The sequence below is a fragment of the Pseudomonas sp. EpS/L25 genome, from assembly GCF_001512295.1.
Taxonomy (GTDB): Bacteria; Pseudomonadota; Gammaproteobacteria; order Pseudomonadales; family Pseudomonadaceae; genus Chryseomonas.
The window spans coordinates 144,639-165,684 of record NZ_LNUP01000015.1; the positions used below are offsets into that span (position 1 = coordinate 144,639).

Sequence of the window (21,046 nt, forward strand, 5' to 3'; positions counted from 1 at the left end):
CCATGACAGCCCTTCCCGGCACCCTCTACATCGTTTCCGCGCCCTCCGGCGCCGGCAAGACCAGCCTGGTCAAGGCCCTGCTGGACGCCCTGCCCGAGGTGCGCGTGTCGGTCTCCCACACCACCCGCGCCATGCGCCCGGGCGAGGTGGACGGGGTGAACTATCACTTCGTCGACTGCGCGACCTTCACCAGCCTGCTCGAACATGGTGACTTCCTCGAGCACGCCGAGGTCTTCGGCAACTACTACGGCACCTCCCAGGCGGCCCTGGAGCGGACCCTGGCCGAAGGCCACGACCTGATCCTGGAGATCGACTGGCAGGGCGCCCAGCAGGTGCGTCGCAAGCTGCCCCAGGCCCAGTCGATCTTCATCCTGCCGCCGAGCCAGGCCGCCCTGCGCCAGCGCCTGGACAACCGTGGCCAGGACAGCGCCGAGATCATCGAGCGACGCATGCGCGAGGCGGTGAGCGAGATGAGCCACTACGTCGAGTACGACTACCTGATCATCAACGACGACTTCGCCAAGGCCCTGGAAGACCTCAAGTCGATCTTCCGCACCCGCCAGCTGCGCCTGGACCGGCAGCTGCGCCGGCACGACGACCTGCTGGTGGATCTACTCGGCTGAGCGTCCTCGCCCGGTCCGGCTCGTGGACGAGTCCGGCCGGGCGTCTGGGGGACGCCAGGCTGTCGCGTCCGCGGAGGCATCACTCGAGAAGTCCTTTGAAATATTTTGTTACATTGTTTTCGGGATCTTGCCTCATCTTGAGCGTTGGTTTTCCGTCATGAATTGGGCAAAAGTCTAGCCGTTTCATTGACGGCTTTTTGACACAGCTCCATGGCGCGGTAATTATCGGCAACTTTGGTCGGTAACTTACGCCGCTCTAAGTTTTCTTTGATAATATCTTATTATTATTTGGGCGTTACGCCCTGCCTAAGACTTTCCTTTAGTTTTTAACAAAAAATTATTAGCCTGGGTTTGGTTTCTAAGTTGCAGTCCGTCAGGCACTTCGCTGGCGCCTTGCTGCTATAGATGCCCGCGCCAAGCGCCTTCCGGCACAGCCTTATCCAGACAAACTCCAAGAATTGCGCAATTCTTGCCCGTTGCGCACGGCTTTGCGTTTGTTTCGATAAGGCCTCTTGCTCCGGCATTGGCCGCGATTCCGCTTGGCGTCGACTTCACTCGTAGAAACTCTACTTCTTATTGTTTTCGAGAACTTAGGGAGACCAACGACATGCCGTCGAAACTCATCGCCGTACTCTTGTTGTCGTCCTGGCTGGCCGCCACGGCCCAGGCCGCGGAAACGACCGATCAGGGCCCTTATCTGCGTCTCAAGGTCCTGGGCAACACCGGCTTCGTGCTCAATCGGCTGAAGGGCGCAGACACCAAGGTCGTGACCTCGGGCAACTACGACTATCTGGTCATAGGTCCCAACGTCATCGTCGACGACCAGGTGCGCAGCGCCGTCAACACGACCCTGAGCCAAGGCGGGAAGGTGCTCTTCGACAACCAGATCGGTCTGGGACTGGCCAGCGAGAACGCCCAGCACGCCCTTGGCATGAGCCTCGACGCCGATGCCCTGGTGGTCAGCAAGCCCAAGAATGGCTACGGCCTGCTGATGACCCCCGTTGATCGCCCTCGCGTGTTCGACACTCTCTCCGAGAGCAAGCTGCGCATCCCCGGCTCTAGCGCTGGCTCCGGGGCGAAACCGGGCACATTGGAAAACACCATCGAAAACGTCTTCGGTCTTTGAGGAGGGAAGCCATGACCGCTATTGCGAAATTCACTCTGGGCGGGGCGCTCGGCCTCATGCTGGCGACCGGCCTGGCCCAGGCGGGCGAGTGTTTCCAGAACCACACCGAGGAGACCCTGCTCGACGATGGTTCCAAGGCCTTCGCCCAGCAACAGGCCCGCAATACCTGGCAGGATTGGATCTGGCGGGGCACCATCTTCCGTTGCCCGAGCGGCGGCACCATCGACTGTACCTACCGCTGGGGCGAGTCCAAGACCACCAGCTACGGCTGGTCGGTAGGGGTCAACCTCAATCCGGAGAAGATTCCTTTCATCGGTAGGTACCTGAGCATCCTGGGCGTCGACGGCAACTACAGTCAGGACAAATCCATGACCACGTCCTACAACTGGGATATCCGCATCAAGCCGGGCTGGAACGCCCAGCCCATCCAGGTCGTCGAGCGGCGCTGGAAGAGCGGCCAGTTCCGGGGGGCCTGGGTGCGTCGCGGCAACTGTTCGGTCGGGATCGGCGATCCGGTCGGGCCGCACTGGTACGAGTGGGACGCCAACCGGGTGACCAGTAGCTGGACTGGCAACCTCGAGGTCAGCAGGTTCGCCAGCTACCACGTCTACCAGTGAGGGTTACCGGCCGGGTCGTAGCGGACCCGGCCGGTCCTGGACACGCTTTGATCGGATCGCCGCGCGTAGGTATCCGGAGCACGGCCCTTGTTGCCGCCCGGCCCCGGTTACGCTGTTCACACGCCGTCCCGACAAGGTGGGTGGCGCTTTTTCAAGCGTAGCGGCGGGCCGTCTGGACTGCGTTGCCACCCCTTGCCATTGTCTCGCTCTGATTCGTCGCGGCGCCTAACCGGCCAAGAGGTCGCTCGCCACTTCGCGCGTGAACGGCTGAAAACACGGGGTCGCGGCAGCCGGTAGGCTCCGCTCACAGGCTGCGCAGCAGGACGAACAGCCCCAGGCCGGCCAGGCCCAGCGCGGCCAGTAGGTCGATGCTGCGCCGCCAGCGGGGTTTCAGCGTTTGCCTCAGGCTGCCGCAGAGCCCGGCAAGCGCCAGCCACCAGAGCAGGGAACCGAGGAACAGGCCAGCCGCCAGGGTCAGTTGACCGCTCAGCGAGGATGCGCTCGGTGGCAGACCCACGAACAGGGTGGCGAAGCTGACGATGGTCAGGGGATTGGCCAGGGTCAGCGAGAAACCCGTGGCGATCTCCCGGTAACCCCCAGGTGTCGCTGCCTGGGCCGGCGCCGTCGTTTGCGCGGCATGCCAGGTCCGCCAGGCCAGATAGCCCAGATAGACCGCGGCCAGGCGTTGCAGCCAGGGCTGCAGGGTGCCGAACAGCGTCGCCAGGGCGGTGGCGCCCAGGGCACCGGCGACGGCGAAGAGGCCGTCGGCCAGGGCGATGCCCAGGCCGAACCTCGCGCCGGTGCCGAAGCCTCCGGCGAGGCCGCGCTGCATGCACAGCAGGCTGATCGGACCCACCGGCGCGGCGATGGCGACACCCAACAACATTCCTTGCAAGACGATCATGGCGTTTCCTCCCGATGACTTGGGGAAAGTCTGGCGGCTCGGAGGTCGGCCGCTCCATGGCCTTTCGCAGGTATGCTGCTGGGCAAACCGAAGGAATGGAGGTTCGTCGATGGCCAAGCCGCTGGATCGTCTCGATCGGCGCCTGCTCAGGGAGTTGCAGACGGATGCCAGGCTCAGTCTCGCCGAGTTGAGTCGGCGGGTGGGGCTGTCCAGTCCGGCCCTGGCGGAGCGTCTCCGGCGACTCGAGGAGCGCGGCGTGGTCCTCGGCTATCGGACGGAAATCGACAGCCATGCCGTGGGCTATCCCGTCACCGCCCTGATCCGCCTGTTCGTGCCGGCCGAGCGCTACCCGCGGATCGAAGCCCTCTTGGCCGACCTGCCCGAAGTGCGCGAAGCCTTCCACGTCACCGGTGAGGCGGCCTTCGTGCTCAAGGTGGTAGCGCCCTCACTGGCCGAACTGGAGCGTACCCTCGCGGTATTCGACCCCTATGGGCGGACCGAGACGGCAGTGGTGCTGTCGACCCGGCTGGCGCCACGACCCTTGCCCATCGAAGAGGCTGGCGGCTGAGTCGTACTCGGTAGTCGAGCTCAACGCTCGTCGAAACCGCTCTTTGGATGGATGGCAGCCGGCCCGCGGCTGATCACACTCAGCGACGGGCCGCTCGCGGGCGGCTCTCTCAGCGCAGTGCGGTCGACTCCGGCGTCTGGCCGGGGGCGCGGCTAGTCGTCCTGTCCTCGGTAGATTCCACCGGAGCGGAAGACCGTCATGAAGATCCCTACCTTGCTGGCGACCCTGCTCGCCACCCTCGTGGCGCCAGCCTTCGCCGTCGAGCAGAGCACCACCCTGCCCCAGGCGGGTAACGACAACCAGGCCACCCTGAGCCAGAGCGACGGGCGCGCCAGCTCCATCGAGCAGCTGCAGAATGGCGATGGCAATAGCGCCAGCGTCGAGCAGCGCCGGGCCTTCGGCGCCCAGGCGCGGATCGAGCAGACGTCCAGTGGCAACGTCCTGCAGCTCGTCCAGGAGGGCAGCGGCCAGCAGGCCAGCGTGACCCAGCTGGAAACCGGCAACCATGTTGCCGAGATCACCCAGACTGGCGGCGGCGCAGGTAACAGCCTGGAACTGGAGCAGCGCGGCAATGCGGCTTCCGCCTATCTGAGCCAGGCGGGCGATCTCAACGTCCACAGCGTGCGCCAGCTGGGCTTCGGCGGTAACGAGTTGCGCGCGACCAGCAGCGGCGATGGCAACCGACTGACGGTGGAGCAGCGTAGCGGTGGGCTGGCCGAGGTGGTACAGATGGGCAACGGCAACACGGCGCAGCTCGGGCAGAACGTCTCCTTCGCCGGTGGCCGGGCCACGCTGCGCCAGCAGGGCAATGGCAACGCCGTCGAAGCAGCCCAGGAGACCAGTCGCTACATCAGTGCCCTGGCGTTGACTCAGGTGGGTGATGACAACCAGGCGACGCTGTCCCAGCGCGCCGGCTTCAGCGACATCAGCTTCACCCAGCAGGGCAACGCTAATGAACTGAGTGCGACCCAGGGCGGAATCGAGGCGCGCATCACCGGCAGCAGCGTAGGCGATGGCAACCGGGCGACCGTCGTCCAGGACGGTTTCCAGGTGGAGGCGGAGATCCAGCAGCAGGGCAATGGCAACCTGGCGTCCATCACCCAGAGCACGGTGCCGGACAGTTTCACCGGTGCCCGGGCTTTCATCGGCCAGACCGGCGACGCCCATTCGGCGGTGATCGACCAGGTGGGCTCCACGGCGCGCATCGACCAGCGCGGCTTCGGCAACCAGGCCGCCGTCTACCAGCGCTGAGGACGAGCAGGCCGACCCCCGGAGGGGCCGGCCTGGCAGAGGCTTACAGCTTGATCCAGGTCGCCTTGAGCTCGGTGTACTTGTCGAAGGCGTGCAGGGACTTGTCGCGGCCGTTGCCGGACTGCTTGAAGCCGCCGAAGGGTGCGGTCATGTCGCCACCGTCGTACTGGTTGACCCAGACGCTACCGGCGCGCAGGGCGCGGGCGGTCTGGTGGGCCTTGGAGATGTCGCGGGTCCAGACCGCGGCAGCCAGGCCGTACTGGGTGTCGTTGGCGATGCGGATGGCTTCCTCGGCGGTGTCGAAGGTGATCACCGAGAGCACCGGGCCGAAGATCTCTTCCTGGGCGATCTTCATGGCGTTGTTCACGCCGTCGAAGATGGTCGGCTCGACGTAGACGCCGCCGGTCTCTTCCAGGGTGCGCTTGCCGCCGGCGACCAGGGTCGCGCCTTCGGCATGGCCGGCCTCGATGTAGCGCAGCACGGTCTCCAGCTGGGTGGTGTCCACCAGGGCGCCGACGTTGGTCTCCGGGTCCAGGGCGTGGCCGGGCTTCCAGCCCTTGAGGGCCTCGATCACCAGGGGCAGGAACTGCTCCTTGATGGAACGCTCCACCAGCAGGCGCGAGCCGGCGGTGCAGACCTCGCCCTGGTTGAAGGCGATGCCGCTGGCGGCGGCCGCGGCGGCGTCCTTGAGGTCGGGGGCGTCGGCGAAGACGATGTTGGGACTCTTGCCGCCGGCCTCCAGCCAGACCCGCTTCATGTTGGACTCGCCGGAGTAGGCCAGCAGCTGCTTGGCGACCCGGGTGGAGCCGGTGAAGACGATGGTGTCGACGTCCGGGTGCAGGCCCAGGGCCTTGCCGACCTGATGGCCGTAGCCCGGCAGCACGTTGAACACCCCGGCGGGGATGCCGGCCTGCTGGGCCAGCTGGGCGACGCGGATGGCGGTCAGCGGCGACTTCTCCGAGGGCTTGAGGACCACGGAGTTGCCAGTGGCCAGGGCCGGGCCGAGTTTCCAGCAGGCCATCATCAGCGGGAAGTTCCAGGGCACCACGGCGGCGACCACGCCGACCGGTTCACGGGTGACCAGGCCGAGTTGATCGTGAGGGGTGGGAGCGACCTCGTCGTAGAGCTTGTCGATGGCCTCGGCGCTCCAACGGATGGCGTTGGCCGAGCCGGGTACGTCGATGGTGAAGGAGTCGGCGATGGGCTTGCCCATGTCGAGGGTTTCCAGCAGCGCCAGCTCTTCGGCATTGGCCAGCAGCAGGTCGGCGAAGCGGATCAGCACGCGCTTGCGCTGGGCCGGTGCCAGGTGCGCCCAGGTGCCCTGCTGGAAGGCGGCGCGAGCGGCGGCGACGGCGCGATCGGCGTCGGCAGCGTCACAGCTGGCGACCTTGGCAAGGAAGCGCCCATCCACCGGGCTCAGGCAATCGAAGGTGGCGCCGGAGGCGGCGTCGACATAGGCGCCGTCGATGAAGGCGCGACCTTCCAGGGTGAGACCTTGGAAGCGCTGCTCCCACTCGGTGCGGCTGGGCATGCTCATGGGTGACTCCTTGCTAATGGCGGTGAGCAGCCACCCTAAACCGGCCCGGAAGGGTTATCAATATATTTGACACTCGGCGGCCAAAGGCGCCGAAACGTGCGTTTTATCGAACGCTGCGTTGCCGCTGGCGGCTGCGGGTCAGGGGCGCGCGTGGGCTGACGAGCGGGGTACGGCTCTTGCGCGGCTGGAAGCACTGGCGCGTCAGCCGGGGTTCGATGCTGGCATCCAGGTCGTCGAGCCAGCCGTCCACGGCGTCTTCCAGGGCGTCGACGGTCAACTGGCCGAGCACCTGGTGGGCGATGAGATTGCCCAGGCTGGGCGCGGCCGGGGCGCAGGTGGCGCCCCACCAGGCAGCGAATCTGTCCTGCAGGCCTTCGAGCAGGCGATGGACACGATAGGCGGCGGCCAGCAGCGCCAGGCTGGCGGAGGGCGTCTGGGCCAGGGCGGCCGGGGCGAAGCCGGCCAGGGCGCGTTCGAGGACCTGCGCCAGGGGCGCTTCGAAGGCCACCGCCCGCGCCTGCAGCAGCAGCGCTTCGAGGGCGTCGGGCACCTTGTCGACATAGGCGCTGGCGAAGCGCTCCAGGGCTGGGCCACGGCTGGCGCCATCGCTGGCGTTGCGTGCCGCCTGGTCGGCGAAGGTCCGGCTGGCCTCGCCACTGTCCCGGGCCCGCACCTGGGTAGTCTGGATCACGAGGCGCAAGGCGGCGGTATTCATGGCAGGGTCCTGCAGGGGTGAGCTGTGTTGGACGCCCCCGCGGGTATCGGGTCACACCGTTCGTCCGGTGCCGCCGGCCGTCAGTGCCGGAGCATGAAGGTGTCGTACTCCAGGTCGTCCAGCACCCGATCCAGCCGGTGCAGGCCGAGCAGCACGCAGCAGGCCAGGGAGACGGTGAAGCCGTAGCCGAAGAAGCTCGGGCCCAGTTCGATGCTGAGCAGGGTGAGCGCCAGGTTCAGGCCGAGGAACAGGGTGCAGAGCATCAGCACGGTGTCGCGTCGGTCGAGATAGAAGAAGACGTTGAGCAGCGCCATGAACACCACCTGGATGCTCACGCCCACCACATCGATGTAGAACAGCGGCAGGTAGTAGTGGGACATGCCCAGCCATTCCAGCAACTGGGGCGCCAGGAGGAACACCAGCACCAGGGTCAGGCCCTGGACCTTGCAGATCTCCAGCAGGCCCTGGCGGATGGCCAGGATCATCTGTTCCTTGAGCTGGCCGATGTGCTGCAGCGTCTCGCCGCCGCGCACCGCATTGAACACCCGCTCGTACCACTCGGCGAAGTCGGTCTCGATACGCACCAGGAACACCGCCATGCCGGGGATGATGGCCAGGTAGGCGAGGAAGATCGGCAGGTCGTAGAGGATGGAGGCGCGCAGCGGGCCGATGACGGCGTCGGAGGTCGGTGGATTGAACCAGAAGATGAATTTGTCGACCCAGATACCCAGGTTGTAGAACAGCCCGGTGACCAGCAGGCTGACGAAGATCTGCCGACGGTCGAGGAAGTCGAAGGCCACCAGGCGATCGGCCGGGTACTCGCGAATGATGTCGTAGAGGAACATGAACAGCAGGGCGGCATGCCCCAGCAGCAGGGCCATCAGCAGGCCGTTCATGCCGAGGAAGCGCAGCACGAAGGCGGCGGCGATCATGATGGCGTAGCCCAGCGTCATCACCACCAGGATGCGGTTGTAGGCCTTCATCCCGGACAGGAAGATGATCACCAGCCAGAGGTTGCAGAGGGTGACGAAGTTGGCCAGCACCAGTAGCCGATAGGCGAAGGGCTGGTCGAACAGCGTCGCCAGCAGGACGAAGCCCAGGCCGCCGGCCACCAGGGTCACCAGCAGCAGGATGCCCACCAGGTTGGGCAGGATGCTGGTCTGCTTTTCCTCGAACAGCCGGTCCGAGACGAAGCGGGTGAAATACAGCTGCAGGCCGCCGGTGAGGATCAGCGAGCTGGCCATGAGGTAGGTCACCGTGACCAGGAACTGCCTGATCAGCACGCTGGGGGTGACGATGCCGGTGGCCAGCACGCCGATCAGCATCACGCTGATGATCGACAGCACCCAGGGCCCCGAACTGATCAGGCCGGCGTAGACGTAGGCGCGCAGGGTGGCGGTGTAGGAGTCGCGCGCGAGGATCTTGCGCAGTTCGAAGCCAATGCCGGCCATGTCAGACGACCCTCCCGATGGCGTCCTGGTAGAGCTCGCGATAGCGTTCCAGCATCAGCGGCTCGGTGTAGTAGCGATTGACCCGCGCCAGGCCCGTGCGCTGGGCGGCCTGCCAGCGACCGGGATTGCGCAGCAGGGCGAGGATGGCGCGGGCGGTGGCCTGGGGATCGGCGATGGCCACCACGCTGCCGCCGGTGCCCAGGGCGCGGTCCTCCGGCGTCGAGCCTTCGATGAGTTCGCGGCAGGAGCCGACGTCGCTGCTCACCACCGGCACGCCGGCGGCCCAGCCTTCGAGGATCACCAGCGGCTGGGCCTCGCTGATGGAGGTCAGCACCATGAGGCCGAGCTTGGGCAGGATGTCGCCGATCTTCTGGAAGCCGAGGAATTTCACCTTGCCGTCCAGGCCCAGGCTGGTGACCAGGCTGTGGCATTCGGCGGCGTATTCCTCGTCTTCGTCCTCCGGGCCGACCACCCAGGCCTCGGCCTCGGGCATGGCGCTGATCACCCCGCGCATGGCGCGGATGAAGGTCTTGACGTCCTTGATCGGCACTACCCGGCCGAGCAGCCCGACCACCGGCGGTACCCCTTCCGGGCGGCGCTCCAGGGCGTCCTGCCACTGGGTGAGGCTGATGCCGTTGGGAATCACCCGACAGCGTGCCGGATCGGCACCGTCCTGGATCTGCCGGCGACGGTTGCCGTCGTAGAGCGAGATGATCGGGTCGGCGGCCTTGTAGGTGAGCAGGCCGATGCGCTCGAAGAAGCGGATCCACAGCCGGCGGATGTAGCTGACGTCCACGTCCAGCCCGGTACGCAGGGCCTCGTCCGGGCCTTCGGCGATCCACTTGGCCTGGGCCAGGTCGATCTTGCGCTCCTTGGTGTAGATGCCGTGCTCGCTGAGCAGGAAATTGCAGCCCCAGCGGCGCTGGAGGATGGCACCGAGCATGCCGGCGTAGCCGGTGGAGATGGAATGAATCATCCGCGGCCGCGGTAGGCGGCGGGCCGCTTCGGCCAGCATCAGCAGCGGTGCCTGCATGGCGCGCAGGGTCCAGAGATAGTCGACGAAGGAGGGATCGGTGCAGTAGCGCTCGTAGCCGTCGGTGATGGCCTCCCAGCTGGCGCGGCTGTACATGAAGTCTTCGAGGGTCACGCTGCCCTGGGCGAAGGCGTCCACCAGGGCGTCGCCCTGAGCGGCGCTGGGCTCGTCGGGGTGGTGCAGGAAGGCGTGCAGGTCACGCAGCAACTGCACCGGCGCCTGCCGCCGCGGACTCAGGGGGGCCGCCTTGGGCACCCAGGAGCCGGCAAGGAAGTGTTCCTCGATGTGCACTACGTTGGGCGGAATGGCGTAGTGGCGCTTTTCGTAGTTCTCGCGCTGGCCGCCGATGAAGAATACCGAGAAAGTCAGCTCCGGCAGGCCGAGGATCAGCTGGTTGACCCAGCTCGACACCCCGCCGCGCACATAGGGCCAGGTGCCCTCCAGCAGCAGGCAGACATCGGGGGTGACGGCGGCGGCGGGGACGTCTTTCATAACCAGTACTTCACCAGGGCGGCGAACGGTGGCCGCTTCTTCAGATCCGCCGGCAGGCTGTCGAGCAGCGCCGGGATGAGCGTGTAATCACGCCGTAGGAAGGCGATCTCGGCGCGGAAGGGCGCCAGCTGGGCCGGCGGCACCCCGGCCGCCTCGGCGGCCTGGAAGAACTCCAGGGCGCGCTCGGGCTCGCCCTGTTCCAGGGCGATACGACCGGCCAGGATGCGCAGTTCTTCGTTCTCTTCACCGGCCAGGGCCAGTTCGACGTGCTCGCGGGCCTGGCCGAGCACGTGGCGCAGCACGCTGCCCTGGGCCAGTCCCAGGTAGGCCAGCTCCCAGTAGCCGCGGGCCAGGGTGCCGTGCAGCGCGGGCTGGCGTTCCGCCGGGGTACTCGCCAATTCGCCGAGCTGGGTCTCGATGCGCTGGTTGATCTGGCTTTCCTGCTGGTCGAGCATCGAATAGGCGAGCAGCCGCACGTCGTCGGCCGGATCGCGCAGGGCCAGCTTGAGAATGGGGATGGCATCACGCCCCGGCATGCGGCGGGTGGCGAAGAGGGCGGTGAGGCGCTTGTCCGGGCTCGGTGCGTGGCGCAGCACGTCCTGCAGCCCGCCGTCGCTGAACAGCATCTCCTCCCGCCGCTCCAGGGGGCGGAACGGCAGGTTGGGCACGCTACGCGCCTCCCAGGCGATCTCGCGCTTCTTGCGCGGCACGTAGAGCGCCGGAAAGACCGCGGCGATCACGCCGGCCGCACCCACCAGCGGAATGAAGAAGGCCAGGGCGAACAGGAACAGCGGACTCCAGGGCAGCGGCCGCTGGTAGCGCCGGGGCAGCAGCAGCCAGGCACCGCCGGCCAGCAGGGCACTGCCCGCGGCGTGGGCCGTGGCGAAGGCCAGGGCTGCCGCTGCCACCGGCAGATTGGCGAACAGGAGCGCCCAGCTGCTGGCCTCGAAGGCGAAGGCGCCGCTAAACAGCCACTTGCTGTTCATGCAGGCCACACTCGTTGAACAGGAAGACACGCAGCTCCTGGGCGCGGGTCTTGGGCAGCAGCTCGTGTTCGTGGCTGCGTACGCCGAGGCTTTCCAGGGTGCTGTCCTGGCCGTAGCGCTCCGCCAGTAGCTGGCGCAGGCGCCGGCGATAGCCTTCCAGACCATCGGATGAGGTCAGCGGCAGCAGGACCAGTAGGCAGGCGTGGCCGGCCTGGTTGGTCAGGCGCAGCTGCAGGTCGAGACCGCGGCGACTGCCCTCCAGCAGGGCCAGGGCGCGCTCGCCACCGTCGGCCTCGGTCATCTCGAAGCAGAACAGACAGGCGGGCAGGGCGTGCTGCTGGGCATCGCGCAGCGAACGCTTGAGATGCTGGGAGAATTGCTGGGCGTCGTCGTCGGCCAGGGCCAGCGCCTGGTGATCGCTCCCCAGCAGGTCGGCGATGTGGCCGGCCAGGATGGTCAGCAGGTTGAGGGTCCGCTCGTTGAAGGAGAAGAAGGGCATCTGCTCGATGGCGAGGATCGCCAGTAGCCGCTCTTCGGTATCCAGCAGGGGCACGCAGGCTTGCAGCGCCGAGTGCTGGGTTTCACCGCGTTCGAGCAGCGCCTGGCGGATGCTCAGGGTCTCGCCACGCTCCAGGGTCAGGCGCACCAGCAGGTCGTCGGGGTCGAGGCCGGGCATCTCGCCCTGGCTGGCCAAGGCGCGGCGATCCACCTGGCCAGCGCCCCTGACCCGGTACAATCCCGCCACCCGCAGCGAGCCGTACTGGGTCAGCAGGCCGACGATGGGCTCGGCCAGCGCCTGCAGGGCATCCTGCTCGCGGGGCACCTCGCGCAGCTGGCGACGCAGGTCCAGCAGGGAGCTGCGCAGGCTGAGGTCGTTGCCGGCGACGCGCTGTTCCAGGCGATCGTGGGAGATACGCAGCAGGTGGTGGGCGCGGGTGAATTCGTCCAGCCGCAGCTGGCGATAGTCGTTGGCCAGGTCCAGGCGTTCCAGGCGCCGATCCCAGATGTCACGGAACTCGCCCACCAGCATGGCCGACAGCAGCACGCCGACGATGAAGGACGGCGGGATCTCCGCATAGGCCGGATAACCCTGCCGATGCAGGTAGAGCAGCGCCGCCACTAGCAGCGCGGCGCTCACCAGGCCGCGCATGAAGCCATAGCGCACGCCCATGAGGATGGGGGCGAACACCACCCAGGGAAAGGCCAGGTTGACCATCAGCGGATCGTCCGGCACCAGCCAGAAGCCCAGGCCCAGGGCGGCCGCCGTGACCAGCAGGGTCTCCAGCCAGGACAGGCGGCCACTGGCGCGGGGCGCCAGGGTGAAGTCCTTGTGGACGGATTGCAGGGCCATCAGCGCAGCTGCAGCTCTTGGGCGGTGCCACGCAGGACCTTCTGCGCGGTGGCGGCCAGGCTCTCCCGCGACCAGCCGGAGCGGGCACCGCTGTTGCTCCAGAGCACCTTGCCGCTGGCGGGATCCAGTACTTGCAGGGTCACGCCTACGGCGGGTTCACCGTCCAGGCCGTTCTTGTACTGCCACTCGTCGACGCTGCCGGTGAGCACGTATTGCAGATTCTGCTGGCGAGCCCAGTCCAGGGCCGCACGCTGGCGGGCCTTCTCGTCGTCGGTGGGGTTGCCGGCCTGGCTGTCGTCGTAGACCTGGGGGTGCAGGCCACGCTCGCCGAGCACGCTGACCAGGATCTGTGCCGCGCGATCGCCGGCCATGGGCGCCTGGGCGTAGTTGGCCAGGGGCACCAGGCCCCAGCGGGCATCCCTAGGCAGCGCCTCGCTGCTGGGGCGGGTGAAGCTCGAGCAACCGGCCAGGAGCACGGTGGCGACACTGGCGACGAGCAGACGCGTGATGTTCATGAAATCTCTCCCTTGAAGCGGCCTAGCGACCGATTCTGTTGCTGTATTGAATGCCCAGGGTGCTGCCGGCCTGACCGCCGCTGCCCTGGGGCGCGGACTGGTAGCCGGCGGTGAACGCCAGTTCGTCGTCGCCGAGCACTGCCATGCCCAGGCCGACATTCAAACCGTAGTTGAATTCGCGTTCGGTCCACTGCCAGCCGACCAGGGTATCCACCAGCCAGGTGTACTGGGGCCGGGTACGGTTGAGCGAGCCGGGAATGCCGCGGCGCCAGCTGCTGCCGACGTAGAGCTGGCCGTAGCGGTCCTGCAGCAGCTGGGTACCACCCAGGGCTTGCAGGTCCGCGGCGGTGATCTCGCCGTTCTCGCCACTGCCGACCAGGGGCTGCAGGTAGCGGGTGACGCTGTCGGGCAGGGTGCTGCGTGCCTGGTTCTGCTGGTAGGTCACGCCGCTGCGCACCTGCCAGGTCGGGCCTTCGAAGAAGATCAGGTGGCTCAGTTCCAGGTTGAAGGCGAAACCGCTGCCCAGGTCGTCGCCGTCGCGGCTGGAATAGCGGTTGTGGGCGACCCGCCAGCTCAGTTGGTCACGCGGTGTGAGGTTGTGGCGCCCGGCCAGGCTCGCACTGTCACGCCGCCCCAGGGCGCGCAGGTAGCCGCTCTCGTCCGGTTGCCGGTGCCAGTCCAGGGCCGCCTCGATCTCGGTGTTGCCATCGATCCGCCAGGTGCGGGCGACGCCCAGGCCCAGGCGATTGCTGTCCGAGCGCTGGCTGGCGTCCACGGTGGTTTCCAGACCGCCGTCGGCCAGGTTCTTCAGCACCTTGAGCAGCATCTGGTGCTCGTTGCCCAGGGCATCGGACTTGAGGCCGTTGCTCTCCACGCGATTCTGCTTGAGCTGGACATCGGCGTAGACATCGTCGCTCAGGCGGCGCGCCGCGCGCACTTCCGTGCCCTGCTCGACCAGGCCGCCATAGTCGCGCCGCTCCCAACCGGCCTGGACGCCATTGGGGGTGCGCTCGGCCTGCTCGGTGGCCTGGCGCAGCAACTGCCGCTGGATGACCTCCGGTGGCTCGTCACCGGCCGCCGCCAGCGCCGCCGCCTGGGCCTCGCCGGCGTGGCCGAGACGTTGCAGCACCTCGACCCGCTGCGCCGGGTCCAGGTCACCCGCGGCCAGCAGTTTTTCCAGTTCGCCGCGGTTCTGCCGGCGCAGGATCTCCTGCAACTGCTCGTACTGGCGAATCTTCAGGCCACGACTCTTGGCCCAGGCCAGCCATTCGCCCTTGAGGCCATCGTCGTTGTTCTGGCTGAGGGCATCGAGCCACTGATCGAACCACAGCTGCAGCATGCTCGGGGTACCGTCCTGCCAGGCACGGGCCTGGGCCAGTGCCGCCTGTGGGCCGCGCAGACTGCTCAGCAGGCGCAGGTAGGTGGCATAGCGCTCGGGCGTGGCGGGCATCTCATCGCTCGCGAGATGCGGAGTGACCACCTTGCGCAGGCGCAGCGCGGCGTCCTGGTGACCGGCGGCGTCCAGGGCATCGGCGTAGGCGGCCTGCACCAGCCAGTCCTGGGGATGGGCCTCCAGGTAGCGGCGATACCAGGCGAGTGCCTCCTCGGCTTGGCCCAGCAGCACCAGACCACTGCCGACGGGTAGCCAGAGCACGTCGCTGTCGCGGGCGCGACCCTTCCAGTCACGCAGCAGGGCGGCCAGCTCGACCTGGCGATTCTGATCGATGAGCAGCCACAGCAATCGCTCGCGGAATCTGTCGTCGTCCGGGAAGCGCTCCAGGGCCTGGCGATAGCCGGCTTCCGCCTGACTGACGCGGCCGCGTTGGAAGTCGAGCCCGGCGCGGGCCAGCCAGACCGCGGGATTGTCGGCCGAGGCCGGTTCGCGAGCGGCGCTGGCCAGGAGGCGCTCCAGGGCGGCACCGTCCTTGAGTTGCTCGGCCCACTGCAGAGCCTGGGTCAGGCGCTCTTGGTCCTTGCGTTTTTCCCAGCTCTTTTCCAGCAGTGCCAGGGCCTTGCGGGGCGCCGTGCGCCGGTAGATTTCCAGCAACCGGTCCTCGTCCGCACCATTGAGCCCCTTGCTGCCGCTCGCCAGTCGCTCGAAGGCCAGCTGGGCATCGCTGTCACGCTCCAGCTCCCAGGCCAGTTCCGCGCGCAGGCGCCAGTAGGCGTCGCTCTGGCGCTGCTTGGCCGGTATCCGTTCGAGCACCGTCCAGGCCTCTTCCGGCTTGAACAGTGTCCACAGGGTGTTGGCCCACGCCAGGTACTCTTCGAGAGTCAGCGGGAATCGCTTGCCGAAGGCGGCCCAGCCCTCGGCGGTGGCCGCGCCCTGTTCGGTGCGGGCCAGCAATTGCTGCAGCCGCTCCCAGGCCAGGCGCTGCTTTGGCTGACGCTTGAGGTAGCCGCGCAGCCAGCGCTCCTCGGCCTGGGGATCACCCAGGGATTCGTAGGCGAAGATGAGCGAATCCAGTTCGGTCTTGTCCAGCTGGCGCTGCTGGGAGGCCTCGCCCAGCAGCGCCACCACGGCATCGAAACGGAACGCCCGAGCGGCCAGCTTCCAGGCATGGTCGCGGCGGGCGGGATCGTCGTGACGGGCGAGCAGGCGCAGCCAGAGGTCGAGGGCTTCGTCGACATGCTCGGTCCATTCGCCCAGCTGGGCCAGTTGCGCCAGCAATTCCTCGTCGTCCGGCCGCAACGCCAACAATAGCTGGCCTTCGTTCCAGGCGCTCTGGGTATCGCCCCGGGCCAGGGCCAGTCGGTAGGCGGCTTCCAGGGCGGCCGGGTCGTCCGGACGCCAGGCGCGCCATTGTTCGATGAGCCGTTGCGCCAGTTCCAGGCGGCCACTGCCCTGGGCCGCGGCGACCCCGGCCTGTAGCCAGGCCAGGCCACCGGCGTCGGGTTGCAGGCGAGGGAGTTCCTGCTCCAGCAGGGCCGCGGCTTCGTCACCCTTGCCGGCGGCCAGCCAGGCGTCGAAGGCCTGGTGTCGGTAACCCTGGCGCTGCTCGGCCGAACCGCTGAGGTCGGCCAGGCGCAGATAGAGACGCGCGGCCTCCTGCTGTCTCCCGCCGGCCAGGCTCCAGCGCGCCGCCTGTTCCAGCCATTGCCGGCGCCGCGGTGGATCGCGCCGGGCCAGTTCGACGTAACGCTGCGCGGCGGTGGCCGGGTCGCCCAGCTGCAGGGCGCGCTCGGCCACCCGTTGCAACTGGGGCGTGCTCAGGCTCGCCACGTCCAGGGCGCTCAGGCGCTGCGCCAGGCGTTCGCGATCGGCATCGGCCAGGCCCGCCGGGCGGGCCTCCGCCTGCAGGATGTCCAGTTCCAGGGCATAGAAGGGCGTCGACGCCAAGGGGCGCGGCAGCAGCTCCAACTGGTGCCGCGCCTCCTCGACCCGGCCCAGGGCGATCAATTGGTCGATCAGCTTCATGCGCAGCGCCGTGTCCTCGGGCGTCGCCTTGAGCAGCACCTGGGCATAGCTGATGGAAACCTGATCCGCCGGCTCTTCGCCAGGCATGAAGACGTCCTTGCCGTGGAAGGTCAGCACCAGCACCAGGGCGGTGATGAGCGTGATCCACAGCAGGGTCCAGCCACTCAGCAGACGGGTTTTCTTAGCCGCAGACGATCTCACCGTCACTCACCCGTGTCAGCGGAAGTTTGAACGTCCAGAGTCCTGCCGTTCCCGGCTGACTCCTGTAGCGTTCACGGCCGACTCGCACTTCGCAGGCCGAGGCTGCCCGGACGGTCATCTCCAGGGGAAACTGACCGGCGAAGGCGAAGCGGATGCGCGTCGGCGAGAGGTACTCCCACTGCAGCAGCGGGATATTGGCTTCTTCGAGGGCGGGCGTGGCGTCGCGGCTGTCGCGCAACACCAGCAGGGCCTGATCCCCGGCCAGGTGGACGTAGCGCCCCTGGGGCAGGTCGCGCACGCCAGCGATACCCTTCGAACGCTGCAGGTCCGGCCAGCCCAGGCGTGGGTCCAGGCGCAGGGTGCGCAGGCCGTCGAGGGCCTTGATCGTCCAGCTGCCGTCCGCCCGCTGGGCCAGGCTGGCGGTATAGAAGCCGTGCAGGCGCGCCAGGTAGTCGCTCATCCACAGCGACAGCGGCCGCTCGGCGGCCATGCTCTGGTAGATCTCGTCCATGGTCTTGAGCGAGGCCTGCTTGGTGGCGGAGTAGAAGTGATAGTAGAGGTGCAGGCCGCGCAGCCGCCGCGGATGCTCGGTGCGCTCGAAGGTGTAGAGCAGGTCGCGGAAGCCGTAGTAGGGCCCGCGCCAGAGATTGGTGTAGACGTTCTCGTTGATGATGGGGGCATAGAACTGCAAGCCACCCGGGGTCGGCCGGATGAAGGGATAGAGGCCGCTCACCGAGGGCTGCGAGCGGGTGATGTGGGAGTTGCCGCCGTTCACGTTCAACAGGCCATTGTCGTAGGCGAGCTTGAGGGTAGCGGCATCGGGCTGGGCGTCACCGGACCAGAAGATCAGCTTCACCGGCTTCTGCGGGGTGGTCAGCCGCTCGTTGATGTAGCGTGTCGAGCCGACCACCTCCCGGGTGTAGTCCACCTTGTCGTAGCCGGGAATCTGCATCATGTAGCCGTACTGGGCTTCGAAGTTCTCGCTTTGCGCGGACACCGCCGGCTGCCAGAAGAACGGATGGCTGAAGGTGTGGGTGGCCACCTCCACCTTGGGATCGGCGAACAGGCGGCGGGCGATGGGTTCGAGCTGTGCGGTGAGTTCCGGATAGCGCCCCTTGGGACCGATCTCGCCTTCGATGATCGAGGCCGAGGTCAGGAAGGGATGTGGCTGGATGAAATGCTCCAGCACCATCTGGCCGGCATAGGGTGCACCAGGCACCTCGGCCTTGGAGACGAAGGCGTCGCCATCGATGTGCACCGTGGCGATGCGCCGACCGTTTTCGGTCGTCGGATCAGGTACGGGTATGGGTGGCAGGCGCAACGTCCTGGCGGTGAAGGCGAAGGGATCGACGATCCAGCGACTGGCTTCGGGACCGTCCTCCATCAGGTAGGGGCTGAAGGCGAAGCCGCCCCAACTGGCCACCCCGACGGGGGTATAGCTCTGGCTCGCGCCGGCGAGGGACACCACCGGCGTCGGACCGCCCGGGAGGAGCTGCACGCTGGGCATGCCACGGGTGCGCAGCTTGGCCGGTGCCTCGAAGCTGCCGGCAAGCGCCTGGTCGTGCACCTTGAGCGCCAGGCCTTCCGGTAGCGGCTGGCGGCTGATGCTCAGCCCCAGGCGTTTGAGCAGGGCTTCGTTGTCCAGCGGCAGGCCGCCGAGTACCAGCAGCGGCGTCTGCTCGTCCAGGCGCCGGCCGAGCCAGTCGTTGAAGGCGCGTGAATTGGGTGGTGCACCACTGGTCATCCACATCACCACGCCGGCGTAGAGCGCGCTGGGCCAGGCGTCGGGCAGGGGTTTGGACGCATCGAAGTAATCCAGGCGATAGCCCTGGTACTCCAGTACGCTGCCCAGGAAACGATGCACCGCCGACTGGCGCAGGGCACCCTCGCGACCGTCGTAGAGCAGGGCCAGCCGCCGCGGCTGCAGGTGCACCGAACTGATGCCCAGGGTGTTGAGGTCCGGGGTAGTGATATAGGGCACATAGCCCTCGTCGCGCAGTCGCTTGGCCAGTCGCTCGGCTTCTTCCCGCCGCTCCGGCGGCAGGTATTCGATGGCGATGATCGGAATACCAGCACTGCGCGCCGCGTCGATCCGCGGCTTGAGCCATTCGCGGTCCTGCTCGCTGACTGGCCGGTAGCTCTTCTTGCCGGCGTCCCAGCCCGCGTAGATCGACTCCACCGCCATGGCCGCCGCCACGCCCGGCAGCTCCGGCTGTACCTCGAAGCCCCGGTTGAAGAACAGCTTGAGCGACGGCTGACGGCGATGCAGTTCGGCGAGCAGGCTCTTGAGCGCCAGGCGCTGGGTTTCGCGCTGGTCCTGTGCCACCAGTTGGAAGCTGTCGAGGGTGTCCAGGAAGAGGCCGGTGTAGCCGGCCTTGGCCAGCTCTGCGGCACGCTCGAGCAGATGCCGGCGCCACACCGGCGACGCCAGGTCCATCACCTGGCTGCCCCAGGCCTTGTTGGCCACCGCACTGGCACCGGCGCTCAAGCCGGCCTTCTCCAGCGCCGCGGCATCGCCGGCGAACTCGCCGATGGACAGGTAGGCGAAGGGTTCGGCGCCGGCCTGGCGCAGGCTGCGCACGGCGGCGGCATCGGCATGTCCGGGTTCGAGGACCACCCAGTCGAACTGGGCCAGTTCGGCGATGGGCGGCTTTTCGGCGTACCAGAAGGCGACGCTGGCTGGAGCGGCCAAGGCTGTCCCCATGAAGGACAGATAGCCAAATAGCCAGACCGTCAGCTTGTGCCACCAGCCGGGGCGGACGCTCGTTCTTGTTGCCTTGCCTGACGTCACACCCAGTCCTTACCCGTAACCCAGCCTCGGTATCAGGTTAGCTACATTACGCAAAAACGTGACGAAAAACTGTCGGCACCGGGCCGAGCGGCAACAATGGGAGGATCAATAGGTATCGAAATAGGTATTGGGCGGCCGACGACGTGTTCTGGCGGGGGAGTTTCAGGGCTTGGACGACAGGACGGAGACGCAAGAGCGGAAAGAGGGAGGTAAAGCGAAAAGTCGGAGGAATGGCCGTCATGCACGGTCGTGACCGGCATGACGGCAAGCGCGCGCCGTTACTTGAAGCTGCTGTTCAGGTTGGCGCTGGTGGAGAGGATGTTGGTGGAACCCAGGAGCTGGCTGACGAAGCGGTTCCAGCGGGTGATACCGGCCGGACCGACGAACACCACGTCCTGCGGCTGCAGGTGGAAGTTCTGCGCCAGCACGTAGGCGGTGGGGTTCTTGGCCGCCAGGTGGAAGACCTGGGCGGTGGCACCCGGTGCCTTCAGGTCTTCCGGACCGCGGATGACGTAGACGGCATCGGCGTTGGCGGTTTCCTGCTGGATGCCACCGGCCTGGCTCAGGGCCTCCATCAGGTTCAGGTTGGTGATCTTGTAGCTGACCGCGGCGGGCGAGCGGACTTCACCGACCACATAGACCTTGCGCGCATCGTTGTAGGGCAGGTGGATGCTGTCGCCGTCCTTCAGGTAGATGCCGTACAGCTTGGAATCCTTGCGGTTCAGGCTGTCGGTGTCCAGACGGTATTCCTTGCCGTCGCGCACCAGGGTCACGCCGGTCAGGTCGGCGCCGCCGGTGTTGGCCACGCCGACCTGGCCCAGGGCTTCCACCAGGGTGATGGGCTTGGTGGTCAGCGGGATGGCGTCGCCCTTGTTCACGGCGCCGGAGATGGTGACCTTCTGGCTACCGAACTTCAGCACGCTGACGTCGACCTGGGGATTGTCGATGAAGGTGGCCAGGCGGCGGGAGATGTCGGTACGGATCTCTTCCAGGGTCTTGCCGGCGGCGCGCACGGTGCCGACGTAGGGATAGAACAGGGTGCCATCCGGACGCACCAGGCGGCCGTTGGCTTCCAGCTGCTGCTGGGCACCGGACGGAGCGGTCAGTTCCGGGTGATCCCAGACGGTGATGTAGAGCAGGTCGCTGGCACCGACGCGGTAGGCCTGGGGCTTGTAGTCCAGCAGGGGCTTGAGGTCGGTAGCCTTGGACAGGGTCGCGGAATCCTGGCTCATCAGCAGCGAGCTGGTGATCGGGATCAACTGGACCTTGGTGCCCTGGATGCTGGGATCGCTCTTCAGATCATCCTGATCCAGGTATTGGCCCGGGGAATAGGCGCAACCCTGAAGGACGATGCCGGACAGCAAGGCCAGAGCGGTAAATTTGGTTTTCATGTCATTCGTCCTTGATTGCTGATTGAGTGTGAGCAAGAGGAATAAAACGGTAGGCAGATGCAACGAGCCGGTTGTT

General features: G+C 67.1%; 16 protein-coding genes. 5 read left to right on the forward strand and 11 right to left on the reverse strand.

Annotated features, from left to right (window positions below; translation table 11 throughout):
* Positions 1-2 precede the first annotated feature (2 nt).
* The 3 genes from gmk to AR540_RS17295 all read left to right on the forward strand — a co-directional run bounded on the left by gmk (position 3) and on the right by AR540_RS17295 (position 2,366).
* Positions 3-623, forward strand: a complete 621-nt coding sequence (gmk, locus tag AR540_RS17285) for a guanylate kinase (protein ID WP_059230445.1) — start codon at positions 3-5, stop codon at positions 621-623.
* Positions 624-1,230: 607 nt separating this feature from the next.
* Positions 1,231-1,749 carry a hypothetical protein gene (locus tag AR540_RS17290; RefSeq protein ID WP_059230446.1) on the forward strand — a complete coding sequence of 173 codons (519 nt, stop codon included), beginning with the start codon at positions 1,231-1,233 and terminating at the stop codon, positions 1,747-1,749.
* Positions 1,750-1,760: 11 nt separating this feature from the next.
* Positions 1,761-2,366, forward strand: coding sequence for a hypothetical protein (locus AR540_RS17295; RefSeq protein ID WP_059230447.1), 606 nt, complete (start codon positions 1,761-1,763; stop codon positions 2,364-2,366).
* Between the two features lie 304 nt (positions 2,367-2,670).
* On the opposite strand, the gene AR540_RS17300 is transcribed toward AR540_RS17295, so the two are convergent.
* Positions 2,671-3,270, reverse strand: a complete 600-nt coding sequence (locus AR540_RS17300; RefSeq protein ID WP_065242550.1) for a LysE family translocator — start codon at positions 3,268-3,270, stop codon at positions 2,671-2,673.
* Between the two features lie 109 nt (positions 3,271-3,379).
* Between AR540_RS17300 and AR540_RS25490 the strand changes: the two genes are divergently transcribed.
* A complete protein-coding gene (locus tag AR540_RS25490) occupies positions 3,380-3,838 on the forward strand; it encodes an Lrp/AsnC family transcriptional regulator (RefSeq protein ID WP_059230449.1) in 459 nt (152 codons plus the stop codon).
* Positions 3,839-4,036: 198 nt separating this feature from the next.
* Positions 4,037-5,089 (forward strand): hypothetical protein, encoded by a 1,053-nt coding sequence (locus AR540_RS17310; RefSeq protein ID WP_059230450.1) that lies wholly within the window; start codon positions 4,037-4,039, stop codon positions 5,087-5,089.
* A gap of 43 nt (positions 5,090-5,132) precedes the next feature.
* Here the strand turns inward: AR540_RS17310 and AR540_RS17315 are convergent, their stop codons facing one another.
* The 10 genes from AR540_RS17315 to AR540_RS17360 form a co-directional block, all read right to left on the reverse strand.
* Positions 5,133-6,626: an aldehyde dehydrogenase gene (locus AR540_RS17315; RefSeq protein WP_059230451.1), complete on the reverse strand. Its 1,494-nt coding sequence runs from the start codon at positions 6,624-6,626 to the stop codon at positions 5,133-5,135.
* Positions 6,627-6,729: 103 nt separating this feature from the next.
* Positions 6,730-7,341 (reverse strand): hypothetical protein, encoded by a 612-nt coding sequence (locus AR540_RS17320; RefSeq protein ID WP_059230452.1) that lies wholly within the window; start codon positions 7,339-7,341, stop codon positions 6,730-6,732.
* 80 nt (positions 7,342-7,421) lie between these two features.
* The gene (gene pelG, locus AR540_RS17325; protein WP_059230453.1) at positions 7,422-8,792 is read right to left on the reverse strand and encodes an exopolysaccharide Pel transporter PelG; all 1,371 of its coding nucleotides are present in this window, start codon (positions 8,790-8,792) and stop codon (positions 7,422-7,424) included.
* Position 8,793: 1 nt separating this feature from the next.
* A complete protein-coding gene (gene pelF / locus AR540_RS17330; protein WP_059230454.1) occupies positions 8,794-10,317 on the reverse strand; it encodes a GT4 family glycosyltransferase PelF in 1,524 nt (507 codons plus the stop codon).
* Positions 10,314-11,303, reverse strand: coding sequence for a hypothetical protein (locus AR540_RS17335; protein WP_059230455.1), 990 nt, complete (start codon positions 11,301-11,303; stop codon positions 10,314-10,316). The genes pelF and AR540_RS17335 overlap by 4 nt, the downstream gene beginning before the upstream one ends.
* Positions 11,281-12,654: a PelD GGDEF domain-containing protein gene (locus tag AR540_RS17340; protein ID WP_059230456.1), complete on the reverse strand. Its 1,374-nt coding sequence runs from the start codon at positions 12,652-12,654 to the stop codon at positions 11,281-11,283. Before AR540_RS17340 ends, AR540_RS17335 begins: the two co-directional genes overlap by 23 nt.
* The gene (locus AR540_RS17345; protein WP_059230457.1) at positions 12,654-13,169 is read right to left on the reverse strand and encodes a hypothetical protein; all 516 of its coding nucleotides are present in this window, start codon (positions 13,167-13,169) and stop codon (positions 12,654-12,656) included. Before AR540_RS17345 ends, AR540_RS17340 begins: the two co-directional genes overlap by 1 nt.
* Before the next feature lie 22 nt (positions 13,170-13,191).
* Complete coding sequence (locus AR540_RS17350) at positions 13,192-16,788, reverse strand: tetratricopeptide repeat protein (protein WP_059231554.1); 3,597 nt, start codon at positions 16,786-16,788, stop codon at positions 13,192-13,194.
* Entirely contained in the window at positions 16,769-19,492 is a 2,724-nt protein-coding gene (locus tag AR540_RS17355) for a bifunctional glycoside hydrolase 114/ polysaccharide deacetylase family protein (RefSeq protein ID WP_153014286.1), read from the reverse strand. The genes AR540_RS17350 and AR540_RS17355 overlap by 20 nt, the downstream gene beginning before the upstream one ends.
* Before the next feature lie 365 nt (positions 19,493-19,857).
* Complete coding sequence (locus tag AR540_RS17360; protein WP_059230458.1) at positions 19,858-20,970, reverse strand: polysaccharide biosynthesis/export family protein; 1,113 nt, start codon at positions 20,968-20,970, stop codon at positions 19,858-19,860.
* Positions 20,971-21,046 lie beyond the last annotated feature (76 nt).

Coding starts and splice junctions, on each gene's coding strand:
- AR540_RS17320 (WP_059230452.1), bottom strand. CDS start 7,341: ATGAATACCGCCGCCTTGCGCCTCGTGATCCAGACTACCCAGGTGCGG.
- pelF (WP_059230454.1), bottom strand. CDS start 10,317: ATGAAAGACGTCCCCGCCGCCGCCGTCACCCCCGATGTCTGCCTGCTG.
- AR540_RS17360 (WP_059230458.1), bottom strand. CDS start 20,970: ATGAAAACCAAATTTACCGCTCTGGCCTTGCTGTCCGGCATCGTCCTT.
- gmk (WP_059230445.1), top strand. CDS start 3: ATGACAGCCCTTCCCGGCACCCTCTACATCGTTTCCGCGCCCTCCGGC.
- pelG (WP_059230453.1), bottom strand. CDS start 8,792: ATGGCCGGCATTGGCTTCGAACTGCGCAAGATCCTCGCGCGCGACTCC.
- AR540_RS17345 (WP_059230457.1), bottom strand. CDS start 13,169: ATGAACATCACGCGTCTGCTCGTCGCCAGTGTCGCCACCGTGCTCCTG.
- AR540_RS17355 (WP_153014286.1), bottom strand. CDS start 19,492: ATGGGGACAGCCTTGGCCGCTCCAGCCAGCGTCGCCTTCTGGTACGCC.
- AR540_RS17310 (WP_059230450.1), top strand. CDS start 4,037: ATGAAGATCCCTACCTTGCTGGCGACCCTGCTCGCCACCCTCGTGGCG.
- AR540_RS17300 (WP_065242550.1), bottom strand. CDS start 3,270: ATGATCGTCTTGCAAGGAATGTTGTTGGGTGTCGCCATCGCCGCGCCG.
- AR540_RS17335 (WP_059230455.1), bottom strand. CDS start 11,303: ATGAACAGCAAGTGGCTGTTTAGCGGCGCCTTCGCCTTCGAGGCCAGC.
- AR540_RS25490 (WP_059230449.1), top strand. CDS start 3,380: ATGGCCAAGCCGCTGGATCGTCTCGATCGGCGCCTGCTCAGGGAGTTG.
- AR540_RS17340 (WP_059230456.1), bottom strand. CDS start 12,654: ATGGCCCTGCAATCCGTCCACAAGGACTTCACCCTGGCGCCCCGCGCC.
- AR540_RS17295 (WP_059230447.1), top strand. CDS start 1,761: ATGACCGCTATTGCGAAATTCACTCTGGGCGGGGCGCTCGGCCTCATG.
- AR540_RS17290 (WP_059230446.1), top strand. CDS start 1,231: ATGCCGTCGAAACTCATCGCCGTACTCTTGTTGTCGTCCTGGCTGGCC.
- AR540_RS17315 (WP_059230451.1), bottom strand. CDS start 6,626: ATGAGCATGCCCAGCCGCACCGAGTGGGAGCAGCGCTTCCAAGGTCTC.